The organism is Flavobacterium sp. ZT3R18 (assembly GCF_007097385.1).
In the GTDB taxonomy this organism is placed as follows: domain Bacteria; phylum Bacteroidota; class Bacteroidia; order Flavobacteriales; family Flavobacteriaceae; genus Flavobacterium.
Genome location: NZ_VJZS01000013.1, coordinates 107,499 through 128,818 on the forward strand (window position 1 = coordinate 107,499; position 21,320 = coordinate 128,818).

The 21,320-nt window shown below is 36.9% G+C and carries 16 protein-coding genes and 1 pseudogene; 8 read left to right on the forward strand and 9 right to left on the reverse strand.

All coding sequences use genetic code 11. The annotated features are described in order from the left end of the window. Positions 1-231 precede the first annotated feature (231 nt). Together FNW52_RS14240 and FNW52_RS14245 are read left to right on the forward strand one after the other, a co-directional pair. Complete coding sequence (locus FNW52_RS14240; RefSeq protein WP_143378117.1) at positions 232-1,473, forward strand: peptidase U32 family protein; 1,242 nt, start codon at positions 232-234, stop codon at positions 1,471-1,473. After that, positions 1,473-1,703 carry a ferredoxin gene (locus tag FNW52_RS14245; protein WP_143378118.1) on the forward strand — a complete coding sequence of 77 codons (231 nt, stop codon included), beginning with the start codon at positions 1,473-1,475 and terminating at the stop codon, positions 1,701-1,703. The genes FNW52_RS14240 and FNW52_RS14245 overlap by 1 nt, the downstream gene beginning before the upstream one ends. A gap of 141 nt (positions 1,704-1,844) precedes the next feature. Here FNW52_RS14245 and FNW52_RS14250 read toward each other — a convergent pair whose 3' ends face one another. From FNW52_RS14250 to FNW52_RS14285, 8 genes are all read right to left on the reverse strand, one after another. Further along, positions 1,845-2,801: a hypothetical protein gene (locus tag FNW52_RS14250; RefSeq protein WP_143378119.1), complete on the reverse strand. Its 957-nt coding sequence runs from the start codon at positions 2,799-2,801 to the stop codon at positions 1,845-1,847. Between the two features lie 109 nt (positions 2,802-2,910). After that, a complete protein-coding gene (locus tag FNW52_RS14255) occupies positions 2,911-3,858 on the reverse strand; it encodes a DUF6175 family protein (protein WP_143378120.1) in 948 nt (315 codons plus the stop codon). Between the two features lie 41 nt (positions 3,859-3,899). Continuing rightward, entirely contained in the window at positions 3,900-4,415 is a 516-nt protein-coding gene (locus tag FNW52_RS14260; RefSeq protein ID WP_143378121.1) for a hypothetical protein, read from the reverse strand. A gap of 219 nt (positions 4,416-4,634) precedes the next feature. Continuing rightward, positions 4,635-5,885 (reverse strand): hypothetical protein, encoded by a 1,251-nt coding sequence (locus tag FNW52_RS14265; protein ID WP_143378122.1) that lies wholly within the window; start codon positions 5,883-5,885, stop codon positions 4,635-4,637. 719 nt (positions 5,886-6,604) lie between these two features. Further along, a complete protein-coding gene (locus FNW52_RS14270) occupies positions 6,605-7,354 on the reverse strand; it encodes a DUF3667 domain-containing protein (protein WP_143378123.1) in 750 nt (249 codons plus the stop codon). 21 nt (positions 7,355-7,375) lie between these two features. Then, complete coding sequence (locus tag FNW52_RS14275) at positions 7,376-9,085, reverse strand: arylsulfatase (protein ID WP_143378124.1); 1,710 nt, start codon at positions 9,083-9,085, stop codon at positions 7,376-7,378. A 581-nt stretch (positions 9,086-9,666) separates the two neighbouring features. Next, positions 9,667-10,500, reverse strand: a complete 834-nt coding sequence (locus FNW52_RS14280; RefSeq protein ID WP_255515604.1) for a hypothetical protein — start codon at positions 10,498-10,500, stop codon at positions 9,667-9,669. A gap of 114 nt (positions 10,501-10,614) precedes the next feature. Continuing rightward, on the reverse strand, positions 10,615-13,005 hold the full coding sequence (locus FNW52_RS14285) for an arylsulfatase (RefSeq protein WP_221933398.1): 2,391 nt from the start codon (positions 13,003-13,005) through the stop codon (positions 10,615-10,617). 417 nt (positions 13,006-13,422) lie between these two features. On the opposite strand from FNW52_RS14285, the gene FNW52_RS14290 reads away from it, so the two are divergent. The 6 genes from FNW52_RS14290 (at position 13,423) to FNW52_RS14315 (ending at position 20,917) form a co-directional block, all read left to right on the forward strand. After that, positions 13,423-14,874 (forward strand): regulatory iron-sulfur-containing complex subunit RicT, encoded by a 1,452-nt coding sequence (locus FNW52_RS14290; protein WP_143378125.1) that lies wholly within the window; start codon positions 13,423-13,425, stop codon positions 14,872-14,874. Further along, the gene (locus FNW52_RS14295; RefSeq protein WP_143378126.1) at positions 14,858-15,337 is read left to right on the forward strand and encodes a gliding motility lipoprotein GldH; all 480 of its coding nucleotides are present in this window, start codon (positions 14,858-14,860) and stop codon (positions 15,335-15,337) included. The genes FNW52_RS14290 and FNW52_RS14295 overlap by 17 nt, the downstream gene beginning before the upstream one ends. A 9-nt stretch (positions 15,338-15,346) precedes the next feature. After that, positions 15,347-17,665 carry a penicillin-binding protein 1A gene (locus FNW52_RS14300; RefSeq protein ID WP_143378127.1) on the forward strand — a complete coding sequence of 773 codons (2,319 nt, stop codon included), beginning with the start codon at positions 15,347-15,349 and terminating at the stop codon, positions 17,663-17,665. Positions 17,666-18,492: 827 nt separating this feature from the next. Further along, positions 18,493-19,194, forward strand: a complete 702-nt coding sequence (locus FNW52_RS14305; protein ID WP_143378128.1) for a CoA transferase subunit A — start codon at positions 18,493-18,495, stop codon at positions 19,192-19,194. Between the two features lie 248 nt (positions 19,195-19,442). After that, positions 19,443-20,102, forward strand: coding sequence for a CoA transferase subunit B (locus FNW52_RS14310; protein ID WP_143378129.1), 660 nt, complete (start codon positions 19,443-19,445; stop codon positions 20,100-20,102). A 200-nt stretch (positions 20,103-20,302) separates the two neighbouring features. Further along, complete coding sequence (locus tag FNW52_RS14315; protein WP_143378130.1) at positions 20,303-20,917, forward strand: hypothetical protein; 615 nt, start codon at positions 20,303-20,305, stop codon at positions 20,915-20,917. A 75-nt stretch (positions 20,918-20,992) separates the two neighbouring features. On the opposite strand, the pseudogene FNW52_RS14320 reads toward FNW52_RS14315, so the two are convergent. Then, positions 20,993-21,298, reverse strand: a pseudogene (locus FNW52_RS14320) (glycosyl hydrolase); the annotation flags it as partial. Positions 21,299-21,320: the final 22 nt, after the last annotated feature.

Consider the following 21,320-nt stretch of genomic DNA (forward strand, 5'->3'; position numbering starts at 1 on the left):
CAAAACTATAGCCAACGGTTTCAACCGTTGGAGGCTATAGTTGAAAAACACAAACAATCATAAAACCATAGGAGACAATACAGGAAGCCTAATATTGAAAATAAAATACCCAACAATACGTTTCCTACGGTTGAAACCGTGGGCTATAGTTGAAAAACACAAACAAACACAATACCATAGCCAACTCCCGATAATTATCGGGATCAACCGTTGAAGACAATACAAATCAAAATGACAACAAATAACAAAATAGAATTAATGGCTCCCGCAGGGAATTTCGAATCCCTGCAAGCTGGATTAGACAACGGTGCCGATTCTGTGTATTTTGGCGTTGAGCAATTGAACATGCGCGCTCGTGCCTCGGTAAATTTCACGATGGACGATTTACAGGAAATTGCCAATCGTTGCGAAGCCAAAAACGTCAGAAGTTATTTGACATTGAACACCATCATATACGATCACGATTTATCGGTTGTAAAAACATTGCTGAACAAAGCCAAAGAAGCTAATATTACCGCCGTCATTGCCTCGGATCAAGCCGTGATTGCCATGGCAAGAGGAATCGGAATGGAAGTCCATATTTCGACCCAATTGAATGTCACCAATATCGAAACCATTAAATTCTACAGTTTATTTGCAGACACTATGGTTTTGAGCCGAGAGTTGAGCTTACGTCAAGTAAAAAGCATTACCGCTCAGATCGAAAAAGAACAAATCAAAGGGCCAAATGGCAAATTGGTAGAAATCGAAATCTTCGGTCACGGTGCTTTATGCATGGCAGTTTCAGGAAAATGTTATTTGAGTTTACATTCGAATAACTCCTCCGCCAACCGTGGTGCCTGCAAACAAAATTGCCGCAAAAAATACACCGTTATCGATCAAGAAACTGGTTTTGAAATCGAAGTGGACAATGAATACCTGATGTCTCCAAAAGATTTATGTACCCTTGATTTCCTGGACCAAGTGATTGATTCAGGTATTCAAGTCCTGAAAATAGAAGGTCGTGGTCGTGCTCCGGAATATGTTGCAACCGTAATTAAAACCTATCGTGAAGCCATCGACAGTTATTACGAAGGTTCTTTTTCTAAAGAAAAAATTGCCGTTTGGATGGAAGCCATAAATACGGTTTACAATCGTGGTTTTTGGGCAGGTTATTATCTCGGTCAGGAACTAGGAGAATGGAGTGATGTATCTGGCTCGGTAGCGACTCAAAAGAAAGTATATGTTGGGAAAGGAACTCATTTTTTCCCAAAAGCAGCCATAGGTCAATTCAAAATTGAAGCCTACGATATTAAAATTGGAGATAAAATATTAGTTACAGGTCCAAGCACTGGAGCTCAAGAAATGATTATCGAGGAAATGTACGTGAATGATGTGACGGCGGACAAAGCCACAAAAGGGGACGATTGTACCTTCAAATTGCCTTTCAGAATTCGTATGTCCGACAAATTATACAAAATAGTAGAAGCCTAATGGTCATTGTAACGCTCCAAAGAGACAAATGCATTGGATGTAATTATTGTGTAGAAATGGCACCCGTTCAATTTCAAATGTCCAAAAAAGACGGAAAATCGGTGTTGATTAAAAGTGTAAACGCCAAAGGTTTTTACACTTTAAAATCACCCGACCACACCATAGTCGAAAGTTGCGAACTCGCTGCCAAAGCCTGTCCGGTAAAAATCATTTCGGTGAAAGAAACGTAGAAAAAACAAATCCTTAATTCCATATTAAAATAGAATTAAGGATTTTTTTAAAAATAGTATGCTTGTTTTATCAATATAAAATAATTCGAAAAAACATCTCACGTAATACCGAATTGTTTCACATTGAATCCATAATCGATATTACCACCAACCTACAATGGTATAATTAACCGATTCTGATTTGGCATAAGCAAGAGCAATGTCTCTCTCCGCCTTCAAAGCCGCTTTTTCTGCAGTAACTTCATCTTGGTAAACCTTCATTTTAAAGTTCCATTCTCTTTTATCATCAGCAAGAATCTTAGCCGCAATTTTATTCGTAAAAGCTTGTGCTTCGCTATAACAACTTGCTTTAGGATCTATTTCTATCAAATACTCTCCTGCTGCTGTAGCACCATATTCGTTTTGACTGGCATTCCAGCTGTTTTTAGCTTCAGCTAATTTTACTTTGCAATCATAGTCAATCTGTTGTTTGTAGAATGTTCTCGCAATTGGAGCACTTTTGTCATAACAAACTTTACAGGCTTCTGGAATAGTCGATAGCTTGAACAATGCTGCATCATATTGACTCTGACTGGCCAATGCTTTGGCTTCTTTTATAATGATGTCACATTTGCGATTGTAGTAATCTACGATTTTGGCTTTGGCTTTTTCTATAAAAACTTGATATTGAGGATCATTAACTTTCAATGTTTTTATAGCTGCCATATAAGCTTTGGTCTCATTTTCTCCCACTCCTTTTAAAGTAACCGAATGGGTAGCAAACTTAATCCCCTCCATACCATCACCAATATAAAGATTCACGCCCAATGTATAAGCTTGCATAGGCGGCGCTGTAGGTGTAATGTTTTTAGACAATACTACAACATTTGCCGTAATAATAAATCTAGAGCTATTAGAACTAACCGCCATACCATTGGCAGTAACAATTTGCGACAATTTATTCTCCAGATTATTTTGTGCAATCTCAGTAAGACCCTCTATTTGCTCAGGAATATAAGTATTGAGTTCGATTAGAGTAGTAGCGGCAGCTTTGCTCTGATTTTGAGCTTCTACAGCCACAATTGCAAACAAAAATAGAATTGAAATTATTTTTTTCATGTGTAGATAATATTTGTTTTTTAAAGGAATATGGTATGCTTCGCCAGATCTTCATTGGTGGTTGCGACAACTGCTGTCATGGCGATTTCATCTTATTTTACTATTAAAATTATTTTTCTCCAACAACAATAGAGGCTTGACCTAATCCTTTAGTCATCAATTTAGACTCAATCTTGTAGGTTTCTTTTAGGTATTTCTGAAGTCCTTTTGCCCATCCTTTTGCATCAATTGCTTTTCCATTTGCATCAAAAAGCGGAATCCTAACTTGCTCAAAAAGCATCATATTCTCCGTTGCATCGCTTGCGCTAAAACGTCCTTTTACCGTATTGTTTTTCATCCAAGTATCGATTTGATTCCCTAGTTCGTCTCCGCCATATTCTGTTTCAAAATCTCCAGCAAAAGAATCAAATTTCTTCATTCTTAAAACAATTTCTCTACCATTTGCAAATAAATCATCAAAATGGCTCATTAATTGCACATTAAAATTATCGATCTGAGACAAAACTGCTGTCTCTAACATTACTGGCAAATTAGACCCAATTAACTCACTTCCTGTTCCAGATGCACCCGCAACTTGCTTGTCTGTGTAAGCATCCAATCCTTGAAGATTGAAAGTTATAGAGTGTTTTGGCCCCATATTATTTACATTCCAAGTCATTTGCATAATTATATCTGCTTTGGCTACTTTTTTTAATTTATCGATAGGGCTTTCGGCAATTGCTGCACCACTAGTTTTGCTGGTCAACATAGCATCTTCTGCGGCTTCACTTTCTAATGATTTTAGCACCGATTCTAAGTTTTTTAGAGGAAAACCTCTGGCAGCCATTAACTCATTAATTTTACTAATGGCAATCAGCAAGGCTGCATCTTCTTGCAAGGCTCTCTTATAATCAGGCACCGTTACATACGTTCCTTGATTATCAAATTCTTGCATAAATCCTCTTTGATTACACCAAACATCGCTTGGCACAACCATAATCGTTGGTTTCTTTGCCTGCGCATTAATCGTCATTGTTGTGCCTAAGAAAAAGGCAACTATTAAAACTATTCTTTTCATTATTATACTATTTATTTATTTTTTTATTAAATTTCAAAACCTTAAAAACCACTAGAAAGCGACTTAATTACTCCTGCGTTTTCTAAATCTTTTCGTAGCTCGGCAACATTTACGGCTACGATCAAGCCAATTTTGTATTCTTTTCCTATTTTCATTCTGTCTTCGGCTGCAACAGCTCCGTCATTTGATAGCGAAACAAACTTCATGTATTTTCCACCTTCGCTAAAAAAAGGCTTGAAGAAGTCTGCTTTTTCATCTTCTAAATTTACATTATTAGCCAAAGGACTTTGACCAGGAACTCCTGTTGTCCCCGTAAATCCTTTGAAAATAACACCATGAATCGCATTTTTCTTAGATTGCTCTGTTGCTACTTCTGGCTTTTTAGAATACGACCATACTTTTATCAAGTACGTCCCTTGCACTCCTGTCTGAACCGCTTCAATTTCGTATCTCCATGCTGCGGTGTCTTTGTCTGCTCTTTTTTGAGATTGCGCAAGTCCTACATTAGACACTGCGATTAAAAATAATAGAGCAAAAATGTGTTTAATAATTTTCATAATGCATTTTGTTTTTTTGTTGAATCCCAATAGTTCCCGAACTATAGCCATTCTTTATGCTAGTTTGTATTTTGAAATCACGACCATTTCATAATTATTCTAAAAAAAATCTAAAATCGCTATGTTCGTTGCAACTAAACACTGAATAATAGCGATTTAGATTTAAACTATTCGACTAATCAACCCTTGACTGTTTTGATAAATCGAAAGGATCTGCAATTAATTAACTTGTCTAATCAACATTCCAGGGTAAAACTTACTTCCACCTTCAAATGTTGTTCCGTTTAGTGGGTTCTTAATTTCAGCTCCTGTTTCGTCGGTAATAGGAAGACCTGCATTGTAACGGTTATCCCAAATTAAATTTTTGTCTACTTTTATAGTTCCTTTCTTTTTATACTCGATAATTCCTGTTTTTGGATCCATATTAGCTTCTAAAACTTCAAATTTCTCTCCGCCTTCTAAACCTTCTTTCATTCCGATTTTGGCTGTCAAAGGATTACCTGTAAACAAAGGCACTTTGGTTTTGAAAACGTCATACTTTTTTTGAAGTTTAGCATATACGTTATCTACGTTTCTAGTAACCGCAAGATTGATAATTTGTGCTTCGGTTCTTTTTTCTGAAAGAGAGAAAGTAACCAAGCTCGTTGAATTTTCGGAACCAATAAATTCTAATTGAAACAAATCTGACTTATCAAAATTGGCTTTTTTCTCTGCAACATTACCCTCTGTTGATGCATCTATCCATAAATCTTGATAAAATGTATTACTAGTTGTATCGTCCCATTTTAGTTTATACAAGTAAGAAGTTGTCCAAACAGAATAACCTTCTTTAGCTTTCTCGTACCCTTTGTTAGCAACATCCATTGCCTTATCACGTAAAACAGCCATACCCAGTTTACCCGCAGCCAGTACAGCTGCTTCTCTCGCTGCTCTTGCAACAGGCTCATTTTCATAAAATTTCATTTTAGAAACGACAACAAAAGTATTGTTAATCAAGTCTAAACCAGCCGTTTGTAACAATGCTTTCCCTTCGGCAGAAGCCTCAGCGGTTTTAATATCTGTAAAAGAGGCACTGATTAATCCTCTTTGGCTAATTAAATCAATATCAAAAAAACCGTTGGCTTTTCTATCAAACCATTTGGCAACTAGTTTATTCCCTACCTTATTATCTTTCAGGTATTTTGCAACTACAACAGCCATCTCATCATCAGATAGTTCCTTAGTAGCACCATATTTTTTTGGATCAAAAGATTTTTCTCCAATGCTGTGATTATCATATTTCTCTGGAAACGGAGCGGCATTATATGATTTAATTACGCTTTCTTTCTTCGGGAAATTGTCTGACTCGATTAGGATCGTATGCAATGAGCTTCTGCGGTATTTTACATCTTTTACATCTTTATTCGATTGTGCAAAACAGTTTGAACTTGCTACAACCAACATTGCAAATAATACTTTTTTTAGTTTCATAAATTTTATTTTGATCTTACTCTTATGGATTTTCAGTTACTCCCCGTTTTTTAAGTGCTTCTAGACTCCACTTTATTTATTTTAAATTAAAGAAAATAACCACAAAACAAATTACTGTTTTGATAACAAGGTTATTCCCAAATAAGTTTCTAGAAAACTAAGAATATATATAAAATAAATTCTTAATTCTCCTTTTTAGACGTTAATAAGTAGGTAGTTTATTATGTAAAAAAATGGGGCTGATTTACATGTAAGTTTATCTATACAAAAAATGACCAAATGTAGAATTATTTTATTAAATATATCGCTACATATAAAAATATTTTACTTTTTATTTAAGAAATACCTCTTAAATTAACGTAAGATTTTTATAAATAGCCGTTTATGTGCTCCGTTAAAAAACTGGAAAGGTGCTTTAGTATCATTAAATGCGAGTAGAGGAGGAAAAAAAATTAGACTACTGGGAATTTGTATACAGTCAAAAAAGAAGAAGTTTTATTTTCGACTGTCAAGAATAATGAAAAAAATCACAGTCTTTTTGCATTACCGCTCCAAAACCCATTAAAATCAAGAAACAATATTTTGGAAAGGAAACTCATTTTTTTCAAAAACAAGCCTTACCCAGTTTTAATTGAAGAAAACGAAATCAATAATAGGTAATATAATCCTAATTAAAGGATCAACAACAGAAGAACGGAGATTCTTCTAAAGAAAAATTGCTAACCCTGCAAACAAACTATCATTCTTGCAATCACCTGGTTATATAGAACAGAAACCAGAATGATTTGAATTGCAATTTTGGTTACCAACCAGTAATTGCCTTTTGCCTCATAGAATTGGTAACGCGTAAAAAACAAGAACCCAATACTGACAGCTTTCAATAGCATACGCATTTCAATATTTTCATCGTAATTTTGAAAAAAGTAATTTTGAACAAGTAAAATCGGCAACATCATAATCGTAAAAACCATTATCTGTCCTGCCTGAAAAGTGTTGGATATTACTATTTCGGGCAGCGAATACTTCTTGTTATAATAAAAAATAAAGTCGGTAACGGTTAGTAGGATAATAAATTGCAAACCAACAGCTGCGAAATATTTATGGGCAAGCGTAGCACTAAAACTTTCAATTTTTATCAATTCAATTTCTTCATTCGGAGGATTTAAATGGAATGTGGTAAAAAGCAAAGTGGCAAGACTTCCCATGAGAATCAAAAACAAAAGTGGGTTGAAGTGATAAACTCTTTTTCCTGCAATATAATCACGGATGGAATGTCCTGGTCTTAGCACTAATTCTTTTATACTATAAAACAAACCTTTATCAGCATGAAAAAGCGCGTGAGGCAAATGATGAGCTAATTCATACCAAGTAATACGATAAGTTTCCGCACGTTGACTACAGATGTTGCAATAGTTGCCTTCGAAATGATTTCCACAGTTTTTACAGGTTATCGAATTTATCTTGCTCATAAAGTAATGAAAAATTAATATTTAATGGTTCTCTTTAGGAACAAAACTTTTTCTGTAAAGAGCATCAAAATGTCCTTTATGATCATACACTTCATTCTTACGGGCATAATCATTCCATTCATTAATCAACTTCTTTCTAATGTCAGGAAATTGTGTTGAAAGATCTGTGGTTTCTGCTGGATCTTTTTCAATATCATACAGTTGCCACTCTCCTGTCCCCATCGGTTGTGGAAGTCGCAGTATTTTCCATTTTCCTTTGATGTAGGCTTTCATTTCAAAAAGTTCCCATCCTTGTCCGTCACTCTCGTGTATAGCAACAGAATTGCCATTCAAAACCGGTATCAAAGACTTGCCTATGTGAGGATGAATCGTATTGCCTTTATACTTTTTCGGATAATTTGCCCCTGTGAGTTCAAGCACTGTAGGCATTAAATCGGTAACATGGATAAAGCTACGACTCCACTGTCCGGCATGATGAGCTTGTCCTGGCATTTTTATGAGCAAGGGAGCTTTGATTCCTCCTTCGGTGGTAAAGCTTTTAAAAAAGCGGAAAGGAGATGAAGATGCCTGGGCCCAACCAGGACCAACTTCGACATAGGAGTTTTTTAAACCGCGGTTATCGAGAGAGTTATTGAACGTACTGTGATATTTCCCATCCTCATTCCCAGGATAAGTACCAGCTGTCGCACCATTCGCGCCATTGTCTGACATGAAAACAATCATGGTGTTGTCATACAATCCTTGTTTTTTTAAATAATCAAACACACGACCGATACTCATATCCATGTAATCAAGCATCGCGGCATACACTTCCATGTCTCTTGCAAAATCAACTTTTTGTTGATGCGGCAGCGTTTCCCATTTTGGAATAGCGGGATTCTTTGTGAATTTATTCAAGTCTTTTGGAACAATTCCTAACTTTTTTAAATTCTTCAATCTTTCTGACCAAAGCGAGTCCCAACCCTTATCAAATTTACCCTTGTATTTGTCCAAATATTCTTTTGGTGCATGAAGCGGGTCATGAACAGCGGTATAGGATAGGAAAGCAAAGAATGGCTTTTGGTCTGCTTTGTTTTTATCAATGAACTGAATCATTGAATTGGTGTAATTTTTTGTGGAATAAAAATTATCCGGAAGTTCAATAATTTTTCCGTTTCTTGTATAATCCATCTTTTGCAAAGGAGACAATGCTTTCTTGTCGTTGTAATGACTTCCGCCACCAGTGCCAAGGATATAGGTTTCTTCAAATCCACGGTCAAAAGGATCTTTGCCTGGGCCTTCACCAAGATGCCACTTGCCGGTCATATAAGTATGATAACCGTTGTCGCGCAACACTTCAGGAATCGTCACCACCTGCTTACTGAGATTACCGGAATAACCCGGAAGATTTAGGGCGTGCAATTCAGGATAGTCCATTTCACTCATGATTCCCAATCCTGCAACGTGATTGTCGTTACCGGTAAGTAAGGATGAACGAGTGGGTGAGCAGGTTGGTTGTACATAAAAGTTAGAAAAAGATAAACTTTCCTTTGCCAATTGGGACAAAACCGGTGTTTGAATATTACCCCCGAAAGAAGCGACATCGCTATATCCCAAATCATCTGCAACGATAAGAAGGATATTGGGTTTAGGAAGTGCTGTTTTGATTTCTTCTTTTTGTTGTACTTTTTTGCAGCCAAAAACAACTGCCAATATTGCAATGAGGAACAGGAAATTAATTTGGTTTTTCATTTCTTTGGTTATTTAATTAGTTAATGACTGATTTTAAAATAACGTTCCAAATCAAGGAATTAACCTCAAATTTAGTAATTAAATTTTTAGCTCATTTATCTTGCATGAAATTATTTGTATTAAAAAACATCTTTGATGATTCCCAACATCTAGTTTAATCAGTACCATTTCAAAAACCTCTTCTTAAAATCTTCTGTCAAATTGATAAGTACCTGTTCAAATAAAGAATATTTTTCTCAAAATTACCCGAGCACACTATAGCCCAAAGTTATGAATTGACAGTCAAAGCCTGTCTCGTGAAAATCATTTCGTTGAAAGGAACTTAGCCTTTATATTTAAACAGCAGCTCCAAAATTACCAATGTTGCTTATGACAATTTTAAGGGCTTCCCAAAACAATGAGAAAAAAGCACCCAAAACGTCAAGTTTGACGTTGCTAACGTCCTGCATGCCATTTTGGATTATTTACAAAAAAAATCACTTCCAGAATTTGACATCCAAAAGGGACTTTAACGTGGTATTAATCGAATCATACAACTGGTAAAGCGAATATTTGGATGCTTGGTATTGATATATCATAATCTATTTAGGGAAAACAAAATTCATAACAGCTCTGATTCCAAAATCAGGCCTACTTCCCTCGGGAACTGATACCGGAATACGTGGTCCAATGGCTAATTGCACCATTTGAGTTCCTAATTTAGTAATCCCAGATATAGTTGGATTAAAATAAACGGCTGTCACATTTCCTTCCCAGTTTTGTGTAATTTCAAAATTACCTCCTGCTCCAGCCCCGCTTTTCCAGTTATAAACAAAGAACGGCTGTAGAAACATTTGATTCACATCGGCACGGTCTTTACTTCCTGCAACAGACCATATTTGATTGACCAATGCGCCATACGTCCAACCGTTGGCTTGTTTCAAAATTACGGCTGTGGGTCCCATCCCCAGTTTCTCGGTTCCCAATAATTTATCGGTAGCAGTTGGCACCAAAATGGCTGGACCAACACCCCAAGTCAAACCGTTTTTGGCTTCAGCAGGGGAAAAAAACGCACTTACAACGGCATCACTTAATCCACTTTGTTTTACGCCTGGAGCTGTTATACCTTGTTGTGTTACAATGGGAAGTACCACACGAGTAATCAAATTCAAACTTGGAGATAACGAAATTGGAATTACAGGTTGAAAATTGAGTGTGTTTCTGGAACCATTATAAGCACCAATGCCCACATCAGTATTGTTTTGAAAAGGAACACTAATAAGGGAAGCAATCGGATTGGATAATTTTTTAGCCAATTCAGCAGCGCTTTCGGCAGGTTTATCTTGAGCTTTTATAGTTCCGATTGTTAGAGAAAACGCAAAAATCAGTAGTAATGATTGGCATCGAAGGGACATATTTTTTATTTTCATGTTCATTTTTCTAGTTTATTTTATAAATAAAAAAACGATCATCATCTCGGAATTAGTTGAGAGATGACCGTTAATTTTTTTAATCCAAATTTAACGAAGCGATCATTCAGCAGAAAAAGTTTATTCCTTACTAAAAGCTCTTGCAGCTTCTCGCTCTAAATCTAGATATTGTTCATTTCCAGTATTTACCGTTACAAATGAAATAGTCCCTCCTTTAAACTCACCAGGCGATGAATATAGTTTACTTACAGGATCTCCGCTATCATAACCCACACACAGACCATCTCCCACAAGGGTAAATTTACCAACCTGAGCTTTCATTGTACCGCTTGCCGTTTCTTTTTCGTTAACATACAATTTGGCTGACCCCACAGATTCGTTATGCTCTCCTGCCTTCTCTCTGACAAACTCCATTCCAAAAGTATATTTCCCTGGTTTAATAGTCTCTTTAGACACTAATTGCTGTTCTGTAATACCAAGAAAATTATAAACATAATACAATTTGTGGTCCTTGATAAATAAGCTGTGGCCTCCAAAACGGGAACCATGTGCAAAGATTACACCAGAAGCATTAGCATCTGCAATGTCCACATTAGCTACAATCTTATAGGACTTCCCTCTTACATTTACAGCCACCGCTTCGGGCACTGAGCTCGTATGTGGATAATACGTATAGCTGTCGCTTTCACTTTCTTCCTTTGGACGCTCAATATTTAAGATATCAGTTGCGGAACGGTCATCTAGTGGCAATGCCTGGTTTTTTATAGCTTCTTCCATATACAATTTCTTTAATGCTTCTAGTTTTTCTGGATTTTTTTTAGCTAAATCAACAGACTCAGAACGATCGGCATCAGTATTGTATAATTCCCATTTATCCTGATCAAAATGCCCCTTACCAGTAAGTGGCGCATGCACAGCAACCGCTTTCCAGCCATCCTGCCAGATGGCACGAGTCCCTAACATCGTATAATACTGAACCTGTTTTAGTGTAGGTGCATCAGCTTTGGCATCAAAGGAATATTTCATTGAAACACCAGATAATGGATACTGTTCTACTCCCTTGTAAACCTTTGGCATTTCGAGTCTACAAATTTCAAGAATGGTCGGAACAATATCTACAGCATGATGGTATTGATTACGAACTTCACCACGGGCTTTAATTCCTTTAGGCCATGTAATAACCAATGGACATTCAGTTCCACCAGCATAATTAGAATAGCGTTTGAACATTTTGAAAGGAGTAGACAATGCTGCCGCCCAGCCAGTAGGATAATGCTCGTAAGTATTTGGTCCTCCCAGTTCATCAATTAACTTCATATTTTCTGTTAATTCATCAGGATAACCATTAAAGAATTTGTTTTCATTTACAGAACCGCTTGGACTACCTTCTCCCGACGCTCCGTTATCTGAAGCATACAAAATGATAGTATTGTCGTATTGTCCTGTTGCTTTCAAATGGTCGATAATTCGTCCAATCTGAACATCGGTATATTCAGAGAATGCGGCATACACTTCACACAAACGAGAAAATAATTTTTTTTCATCTGGACTAAGTTTATCCCACTCACGCACAAAATCTCCGGGAGCTGCCTGATCTGTCGGCATTGGATTAAATTCAGTCAGTTTAGTCCCTTTAGGTAAAATACCTTTTGCAATCATGCGAGGCAATACCCATTTACGATACGCATCATATCCGTCGTCAAATTTTCCTTTATATTTTGCAATATAATCTTTAGGTGCTTGATGCGGTGCATGATTGGCTCCAGGACAATACCACATAAACCAAGGCTTAGATGGATTGGCTGATTTTTGATCGCTTATCATTTTGATGGCTTGATCCGCCAAATCTTTAGACAAATGATATCCTTTTTCGGGACCATAAGGTTGTTCGATAGCATGATTATCTTCGGTAAGATCAGGATACCATTGATTGGTTTCTCCTCCTATAAAACCATAAAATCGATCATAGCCTTGTTGAAGCGGCCATTGACTTTTATTGGCTCCAGCCGAAAGATCTGTTTCAGGAACGTTATGATCTTTTCCCAGCCAGAAAGTACTCCATCCATTTTCATTAAGAATTTGTGCCATTGTAGCAGCTTGTGGAGGCAGTTGACAACTATATCCCGGAAATCCATTAGCTCCTTCGGTAATAGCTCCCATTCCATTTAGATTGTGGTTACGCCCCGTATTGATGCAGGAACGGGTGGGTGAACAAAGTGCTACGGTATGCCATTGCGTATACGTTAAACCATCGGCAGCCAGTTTATCCATAGTGGGCATGTTGATTCTTCCTCCATAAGGTGACCAGGCGGCCAATCCAGTATCATCATAAAGGATAAAAAGTATATTCGGGGCTCCTTCCGGGGCTTTTTTACGAATATAAGGAGTCCAGTCCGCTTTAGAATCACGGACATCTAATTTAACAACACCATTGAATACGGGTTGTTGTCCATAGCTACAGAAACAAAATAATACCATAACCAGAAATGACAAAACGATTTTTTTAATCATAATTACTAATTTTTAAATTACTAAAGTTTAAAAGCGCTTAACTTACTAAAAATGAAAGTCATAAAGATAAAAAAAATAGTAATAAAATTTTCAAAAAAAATGATTATTTAATGTAAAAATCACTAATTACCAACACATTATACCAAACAGGTGTAATTACAGAAATTAACTCTCAATAAATCTTGAATAAATTAAAAACTTAAAAACAAAACCTTCTTTTTAAGTCATTTACGCAACAAGAGTTTTTATATCAAAACGCAATTATTTCCGTACTATACTAATAGCTTTTCTTTAGTATAATTTTATGATTTTTTGCGATTTTTAGCCCTTGTAACATAAACCAAAAAAATAGTATCTTTACCCATTAATCGTATTAAGAACTTAAATTGCGTTAATCGCAATACTACATATAAAATTATGGCATGTACAAGTTGTTCAACTTCAGATGGTGGCGCACCAAAGGGTTGTAAAAATAATGGGACTTGCGGCACCGATAGCTGCAATAAATTAACTGTTTTTGACTGGCTTTCTAACATGAGTTTGCCTAATGGCGAAGCTCCTTTTGACTGTGTTGAAGTCCGTTTTAAAAACGGAAGAAAAGAATTTTACCGCAATACCGAAAAATTAACCTTGAGCATGGGTGATATTGTGGCGACTGTTGCCTCACCGGGACATGATATAGGAATCGTTACACTTACAGGAGAATTGGTAAAAATTCAAATGAAGAAAAAAGGGGTTAATCATCTCAGCAATGATGTCCCAAAAGTATATCGAAAAGCCACACAAAAAGACATTGATATTTGGTCTACAGCTAGAGACAAAGAAGAGCCTATGAAAGTAAGAGCTCGTGAACTTGCTATTTCCCATAAACTAGAAATGAAAATTTCGGATATCGAATTTCAAGGCGATGGATCAAAAGCAACATTCTACTACACGGCAAATGACAGAGTCGATTTTAGACTTTTAATCAAAGACTTTGCTAAGGAATTCAGCACTAGAGTCGAGATGAAACAAGTAGGTTTCCGCCAAGAAGCGGCTCGTTTAGGCGGTATTGGATCTTGTGGTAGAGAATTGTGTTGTTCTACTTGGCTAACCGATTTTAGAAGTGTAAACACCTCGGCAGCACGTTACCAACAATTATCTTTAAACCCACAAAAATTGGCGGGTCAATGCGGTAAATTGAAATGCTGTTTGAATTACGAATTGGACACCTACATGGATGCCTTAAAAGAGTTTCCTGAGTTTGACACCAAATTAGTGACCGAAAAAGGAGATGCTATTTGTCAAAAACAAGATATTTTTAAGGGATTAATGTGGTTTGCCTATACCAATAATTTTGCGAACTGGCATATCTTAAAGATTGATCAAGTCAAAGAAATCATCGCCGAAAACAAGTTGAAAAACAAAGTTTCTTCGTTAGAAGATTATGCTATCGAACTAATTGTAGAACCAGAGCAAAATTTCAACAATGCGATGGGTCAAGAAAGTTTAACTCGTTTTGACCAACCAAAAAGGAAGAAAAAACCAACGAAAAAACCTAGAATTGCTGGAGAAAATGTGATTGTTCCCAACAGTGCGAACAAACCAATTATTCAAAAAAACAACCCTCCTAGCATTCAAAAGGCAAACGTTATCAGCAAAGAAAATAATCCGAGTAAAGAAAATCTGAACAAAGAGAACACAAACAAAGAAAACCCGAATAAAGAGAATCCAAACAAAGAGAATCCGAACAAGGAGAATCGCAATAACAATAGGAATAAAAACAACAATCGTAATAAGCCAAACCCTAACCGTACAGCTACAAGCGAGAGTAAACCAGAGCAACCTAGAAAACCTATAATTATTAAAAAGAATGAGAATAAAGAATAGTGTTTTACTACTTTTAGTAACAGTACTCCTTTTTTCGTGTGATAAAAAAAGAGTTTTTGACGAGTACAAATCTGTAGGTAGTGCCTGGGATAAAGACAGTATCGTCACTTTTAATTTACCCGTTTTGGATTCAACAAAACGCTACGATTTATTTGTGAATTTGAGAGACAATAACAATTACAAATACAATAATATTTTCCTGATTGTGTCTCTGGAAAGTCCAAATGGCTACACCAAAGTTGATACTTTAGAGTACCAAATGGCCAATCCTGACGGAACATTACTGGGAGATGGGTTTACAGATCTCAAAGAAAGTAAGCTCTACTACAAAGAAAATGTGAGATTTAGAGGGAAATACAAAGTACACATCAAACAGGTGGTCAGAGAAACTGGAAAAGTTCCTGGGGTGCCACTTTTAGACGGAATCACAGAGGTAGGTTTTAGAATAGAAAAAAAAGAATAGATTACGATTATGGCTACTAGAAAAAACAACACACAGACAAAAGGCATCGAAAAAGATATAAAATATTATTCCAAGAAATTTTGGAAGATTTTCTTTTACGGAATGGGATCGATAGCATTATTTTTCCTATTTGCTTCATGGGGACTCTTTGGTTCTATGCCTTCTTTTGAAGATTTAGAAAATCCAGATTCCAATTTAGCTACAGAGATCATCTCATCAGACGGGGTTGTTTTGGGTAAATATTTCAAGCAAAATCGTTCTGCCTTAAAATATTCCGATTTGCCAAAAAATCTCGTTCAAGCCTTGGTAGCCACCGAAGACGCTCGTTTTTATGAACACTCCGGAATTGACGGAAGAGGAACCTTAAGAGCCATTGCCAGCTTGGGAACAAGCGGAGGAGCCAGTACCTTATCGCAACAATTGGCCAAGCAATTATTTCACGGAGAGGGTTCTAAGTTTTTACCTTTCCGAATCGTACAAAAAATGAAGGAATGGATTATCGCCATTCGACTAGAAAGACAATACACCAAAAACGAAATCATCGCCATGTATTGCAATGTCTATGATTTTGGAAACTACTCTGTTGGGGTTAGCTCCGCGGCAAAAACCTATTTTTCTAAAGAGCCCAAAGATTTAACCATCGATGAATCTGCAATATTAGTGGGAATGTTTAAAAATTCAGGACTTTATAATCCTGTAAAAAATCCCGTAGGCGTAAAAAACCGTAGAAATGTGGTGCTTTCGCAAATGGAAAAAGCAAACATCATCACCGAAGACCAAAAACATCAATTACAAAGCTTGCCTATTACGCTTCATTTCAAACTAGAAAGTCATAGAGAAGGAACAGCGACTTATTTTAGAGAATATTTGCGCGATTACATGAAAAAATGGGTAGAAGAAAACAAAAAACCCGATGGTTCCGATTACGATATTTACAAAGACGGTCTTAAAATCTACACCACTATAGACTCTAGAATGCAAGCCTATGCCGAAGAAGCTGTTGCTGCCCACATGACTAATATGCAGGAAGAGTTTTTCGATCAAGCTAAAGACAATAAAAACGCGCCTTTTGTAAACATATCCGAAGCAGAAACCCAACGTATTCTCAATCAAGCCATGAAAACGTCACACCGATGGAGCGCTTTAAAAGAGCAAGACAAAAGTGATGACGAAATCATAAAAACCTTTAAAGAAAAAACCAAAATGACGGTTTTTACTTGGAAAGGAGAAAGAGATACCATCATGACGCCACTGGATTCTATCCGTTATTACAAACACTTTCTGCAATCTGGAGTGATGTCAATGGAGCCACAAACAGGGAATATAAAAGTGTGGGTTGGCGGTATCAATTACAAATATTTTCAATACGATCACGTAGGACAAGGTGCTAGACAAGTAGGATCTACCTTCAAACCCTTTGTTTATGCCACGGCAATCGAACAATTGAACATGTCTCCTTGCGATTCTATTTTAGACGGCCCTTTTATCATTCGCGTCGGACGCCATCATGTTACCAAAGATTGGGAACCTAGAAACTCTGACAACAAATACCGCGGAATGGTTACCTTAAAACAAGCATTGGCAAACTCTATCAATACCGTTTCGGCAAAATTGATTGACAAAGTGAGCCCCGAAGCTGTAATTGAGCTGACACATAAATTAGGTGTAAAATCCGAAATCATCAACCAACCTTCCATTGCATTGGGAGCTGTAGAAATTACCGTAGAAGATATGGTGGCTGCCTTTAGCACATTTGCCAATCAAGGTGTTTATACGAAACCACAGTTTTTAACAAAAATAGAAAATAAAAGCGGCGAAGTAATCTACGAACCCATCCCAGAATCTCATGATGTCCTGAACAAAGACATCGCATTTGCCGTAATCAAATTACTCGAAGGGGTAACCGAAACCGGTTCTGGAGCAAGACTGAGAACTCAAAACGGAGGAAACGGAGACAAACGCTGGACAGGATACCCGTATATGTTTACCAATCCAATTGCCGGAAAAACAGGAACCTCACAAAATCAATCCGATGGTTGGTTCATGGGAATGGTACCCAACCTAGTAACAGGAGTATGGGTAGGCTGTGAAGACCGTTCGGCACATTTCAAAACGCTTACCTACGGACAAGGAGCTGCTACATCGCTACCTATTTGGGGGTATTTCATGAAAAAATGTTATGAGGACAAAGCCCTGCACCTCTCAAAAGAAGCTTTCGAAAGACCCGCTAATCTATCCATCAAAGTAGATTGCTACACCCCTCGAGCTGCCGTTGTAAAAGACACCACCGCAACTCCCGAACAAGACACCGAGGAATTTACATTGTAAAAAACAGGAATTCAGGCCACTAATACGCTTTTTTAGCATCATTAGGGCGTGACCCCAATAAAAAAAAGGCCAACTCAGCTTACGTGCTAGTTCGCCTTTTTTTTATTGGGGTCGGGCTATCCGCGCTACTTCGGTAGCTAGCTGCTATCCCTCACGCAAAAACTGCGAGCCATCATCTTTTGTTTTTAAAATACATGAACATCTAATAACACTATTCAAAGAACCATTTTAGAACCTCTAAAATGGTTCTTCTTGTTTATCCCTTTATTTAACCCAGATTCCACATTAGAAATCATTGCTATTTTTGATTGTTACAGGTCAAATCCAATCTTCAATGCTTTCTGAAAACCCCGAAAGGGGTGAAATTATTATAGAAATAAGTAATTTCATCATCCCAAAACCCCGAAGGGCTGGTATTTCACATCTGAATGTATTGATTATTAAGATGGCTGTTTTTCAATAAATAAAAATAATTTCACCCCCATCGGGGTTTGCTCGCCGACGCTATATATTTTCTATAATCATTTCACCCCTTTCGGGGTTTGAATGAGTTATACCAATTTTATTAGTTAATCCAATAATCCCAAAAGTTTTGGGACAGATAGGATTATAGTTTGTCTTCTACATAAAGTCTAATGGGAATTCTGGGCTTAATAAAAATTGAAAACAAATCAATACGTTTATTTTACTAAATTTGATTTATGGAGTAATTATTTTCAATTGAAGTGCCCTTTTTAATGCTTTAAATAATAATACTTCATAGAAAACAAAAAATGACCTAATTTTACAAAAATTAAAGAAATCGATATAGTTCTAAATAAATTAGTATGATTAACAAAAAAGTAAATACCGTTCAAGAAGCACTGCAAGGAATAGAAAACGGAATGACCCTTATGCTTGGTGGTTTCGGATTGTGTGGCATACCCGAAAACTCCATCGCCGAATTGGTTCAAAAGGAAACCACAAACCTAACCTGCATTTCCAATAATGCCGGGGTTGATGATTTTGGACTCGGTTTGTTATTGCAAAAAAAACAAATCAAAAAAATGATTTCTTCGTACGTAGGAGAAAATGCCGAATTCGAACGCCAAATGCTTTCTGGAGAACTAGAGGTTGACCTCATCCCACAAGGAACATTGGCCGAAAGATGCCGTGCGGCACAAGCAGGTATTCCAGCCTTCTTTACTCCCGCAGGTTACGGAACCGAAGTGGCCGAAGGCAAAGAAGTTCGTGAATTTAATGGCAAAATGCACATTATGGAACACGCCTTCAAAGCCGATTTTGCCATTGTAAAAGCTTGGAAAGGCGATACCGCCGGAAACCTCATCTTCAAGGGAACAGCCAGAAACTTCAACCCGTGTATGTGCGGTGCCGCCAAAATAACTGTGGCCGAAGTAGAAGAATTGGTCGAAGCAGGAACTTTAGATCCCAACCAAATTCATATTTCGGGGATTTTAGTACAACGCATATTTCAAGGAGAACAATACGAGAAAAGAATTGAACAACGCACGACTAGAACGAGAAGTTAGATCACAGTTTTCAGTCTCAGTCGCAGTTTTCAGAGTTGTCTATAAATATTGAAATTTGCATTCTTGATACTATTTGTAAAAAAATAAGTGTTAAACAAACCCACTTATTGGACTGAAAACTGAGACTGAAAACTGAGACTGAAAACTGAGACTGAAAACTGAGACTGAAAACTGAGACTGAAAACTAAATCAGGTGCCCGCAGGGCGGGGTGGTTTTTTTAGATTATTTACACTTTACACAAAAACACATGGCATTAGATAAAATAGGAATTGCAAAACGAATTGCACAAGAATTGAAAGACCGTTATTTCGTGAATCTAGGGATCGGAATACCCACTTTGGTGGCCAACTATATCCCGAAAGGAATTGATGTTGAATTTCAAAGCGAAAATGGCGTTCTGGGCATGGGACCATTCCCTTTTGAAGGCGACGAAGATGCTGACATCATCAACGCAGGAAAACAAACCATAACAACATTGCCTGGAGCTTCGTTTTTTGACTCAGCCACCAGTTTTGGGATGATCCGCGGACAACACGTAGATTTAACAATCCTTGGCGCTATGGAAGTTTCAGAAAACGGCGATATTGCCAACTGGAAAATTCCAGGGAAAATGGTCAAAGGGATGGGTGGAGCCATGGATCTTGTAGCTTCTGCCGAGAATATTATCGTAGCGATGATGCATGTCAACAAAGCGGGAGAATCCAAAATATTAAAGAAATGTACCTTACCCTTAACTGGTGTAGGTTGCGTAAAAAAAGTAGTTACCGAATTGGCCGTTTTAGAAATCACTCCAAAAGGATTTAAATTGCTGGAACGCGCTCCAGGAGTTACTGTAGAACACATCATAGCCTCTACCGAAGCCGACTTAATCATAGAAGGAGAAATCCCTGAAATGATAATTGACTAACACGTTATCCGATTTAGACATAAAAAAAACAATTCCTACGAATTGTTTTTTTTATGTCTAAAATTTTAAAAAACTATATTAACATAACCTCTTAATACTAAAGTAATTTACTTATTTTTTTGTAGTTTATTTAACATATAATTTGTAATCTTTTTTATTTTTTAACTATATTTGTTAGAAACAAACAAAACAAAGAAATTATGAAAAATTACAGTTTAATAGTAATCGCTTTTCTATTTTCAGTAGGTACGATGGCTCAAAATAGAGGATCGGTCGTACTTGATGTTTACGGTAGTTACACATTTTCGAATCGAGTAAATTTTGATTACGGTCATGCTACGATTAATGATGGGGTTGAATATGGTGCTGGGTTAGAGTTTTTTCCACAAAAATCATCTTCAATCGAATTCAAGTACTTAAGAATTGACACTGGCATGCCGCTTTATGAACCAAACGGCAAACAAGTAAATGCTGGGGATGACAAAGGTGCTATCAACTACGTCCTACTGGGTGGAAATCGTTATTTTGAAAACGGGACTAATGTAGTTCCTTATTTAGGTGGTGGAATAGGTTTTGGCATTATAGAAACCCCTCAATCTGGAAACGATACCAACTTTGCTTGGGAGTTAAAAGGTGGAGTTAAAATAAAAACGCCTTCTGTTGTTTCTATAAGTCTTCAAGCAAGTCTTCAATCTATGGTTATACACACTGGTTATGACAATTACTGGGGATATTGGGGTCCTGTTTCTGTAGCTACTTATGCTTATACCTATCAATTTGGGCTAGGAGCCGTAATTGGGTTCAATTTCAAATAGTAAAAAACAAAACAACAATAAAAAAAGCAACTCCAATGAGTTGCTTTTTTTATTAAACATAGTTTAAAAAACTTTCTATTTAGAAAACTCAACTGTTTTCAACTTATTCCATCCTCCACGAGTAAAGTCTGGGACTTCTATCGGAGCAGAGTTATTATCAAGGGAAATGGCTGTTAAAGGTCCTAAACAACTCCACTCTGCCAAGTCATAGACATCCATATCTAACGGAAGTCCATTTTGAAGGCAATGAATCAAACGGTAATCCATGATAAAATCCATACCACCGTGGCCTCCCACTTCCTTAGCTTGATCTTCAATACCAACAACAATAGGATTTTTATACTTGTCCATTAACGCACTTTTTACATCTTCTGGCATATAATAACGCAGCAGAGGTTTTGAG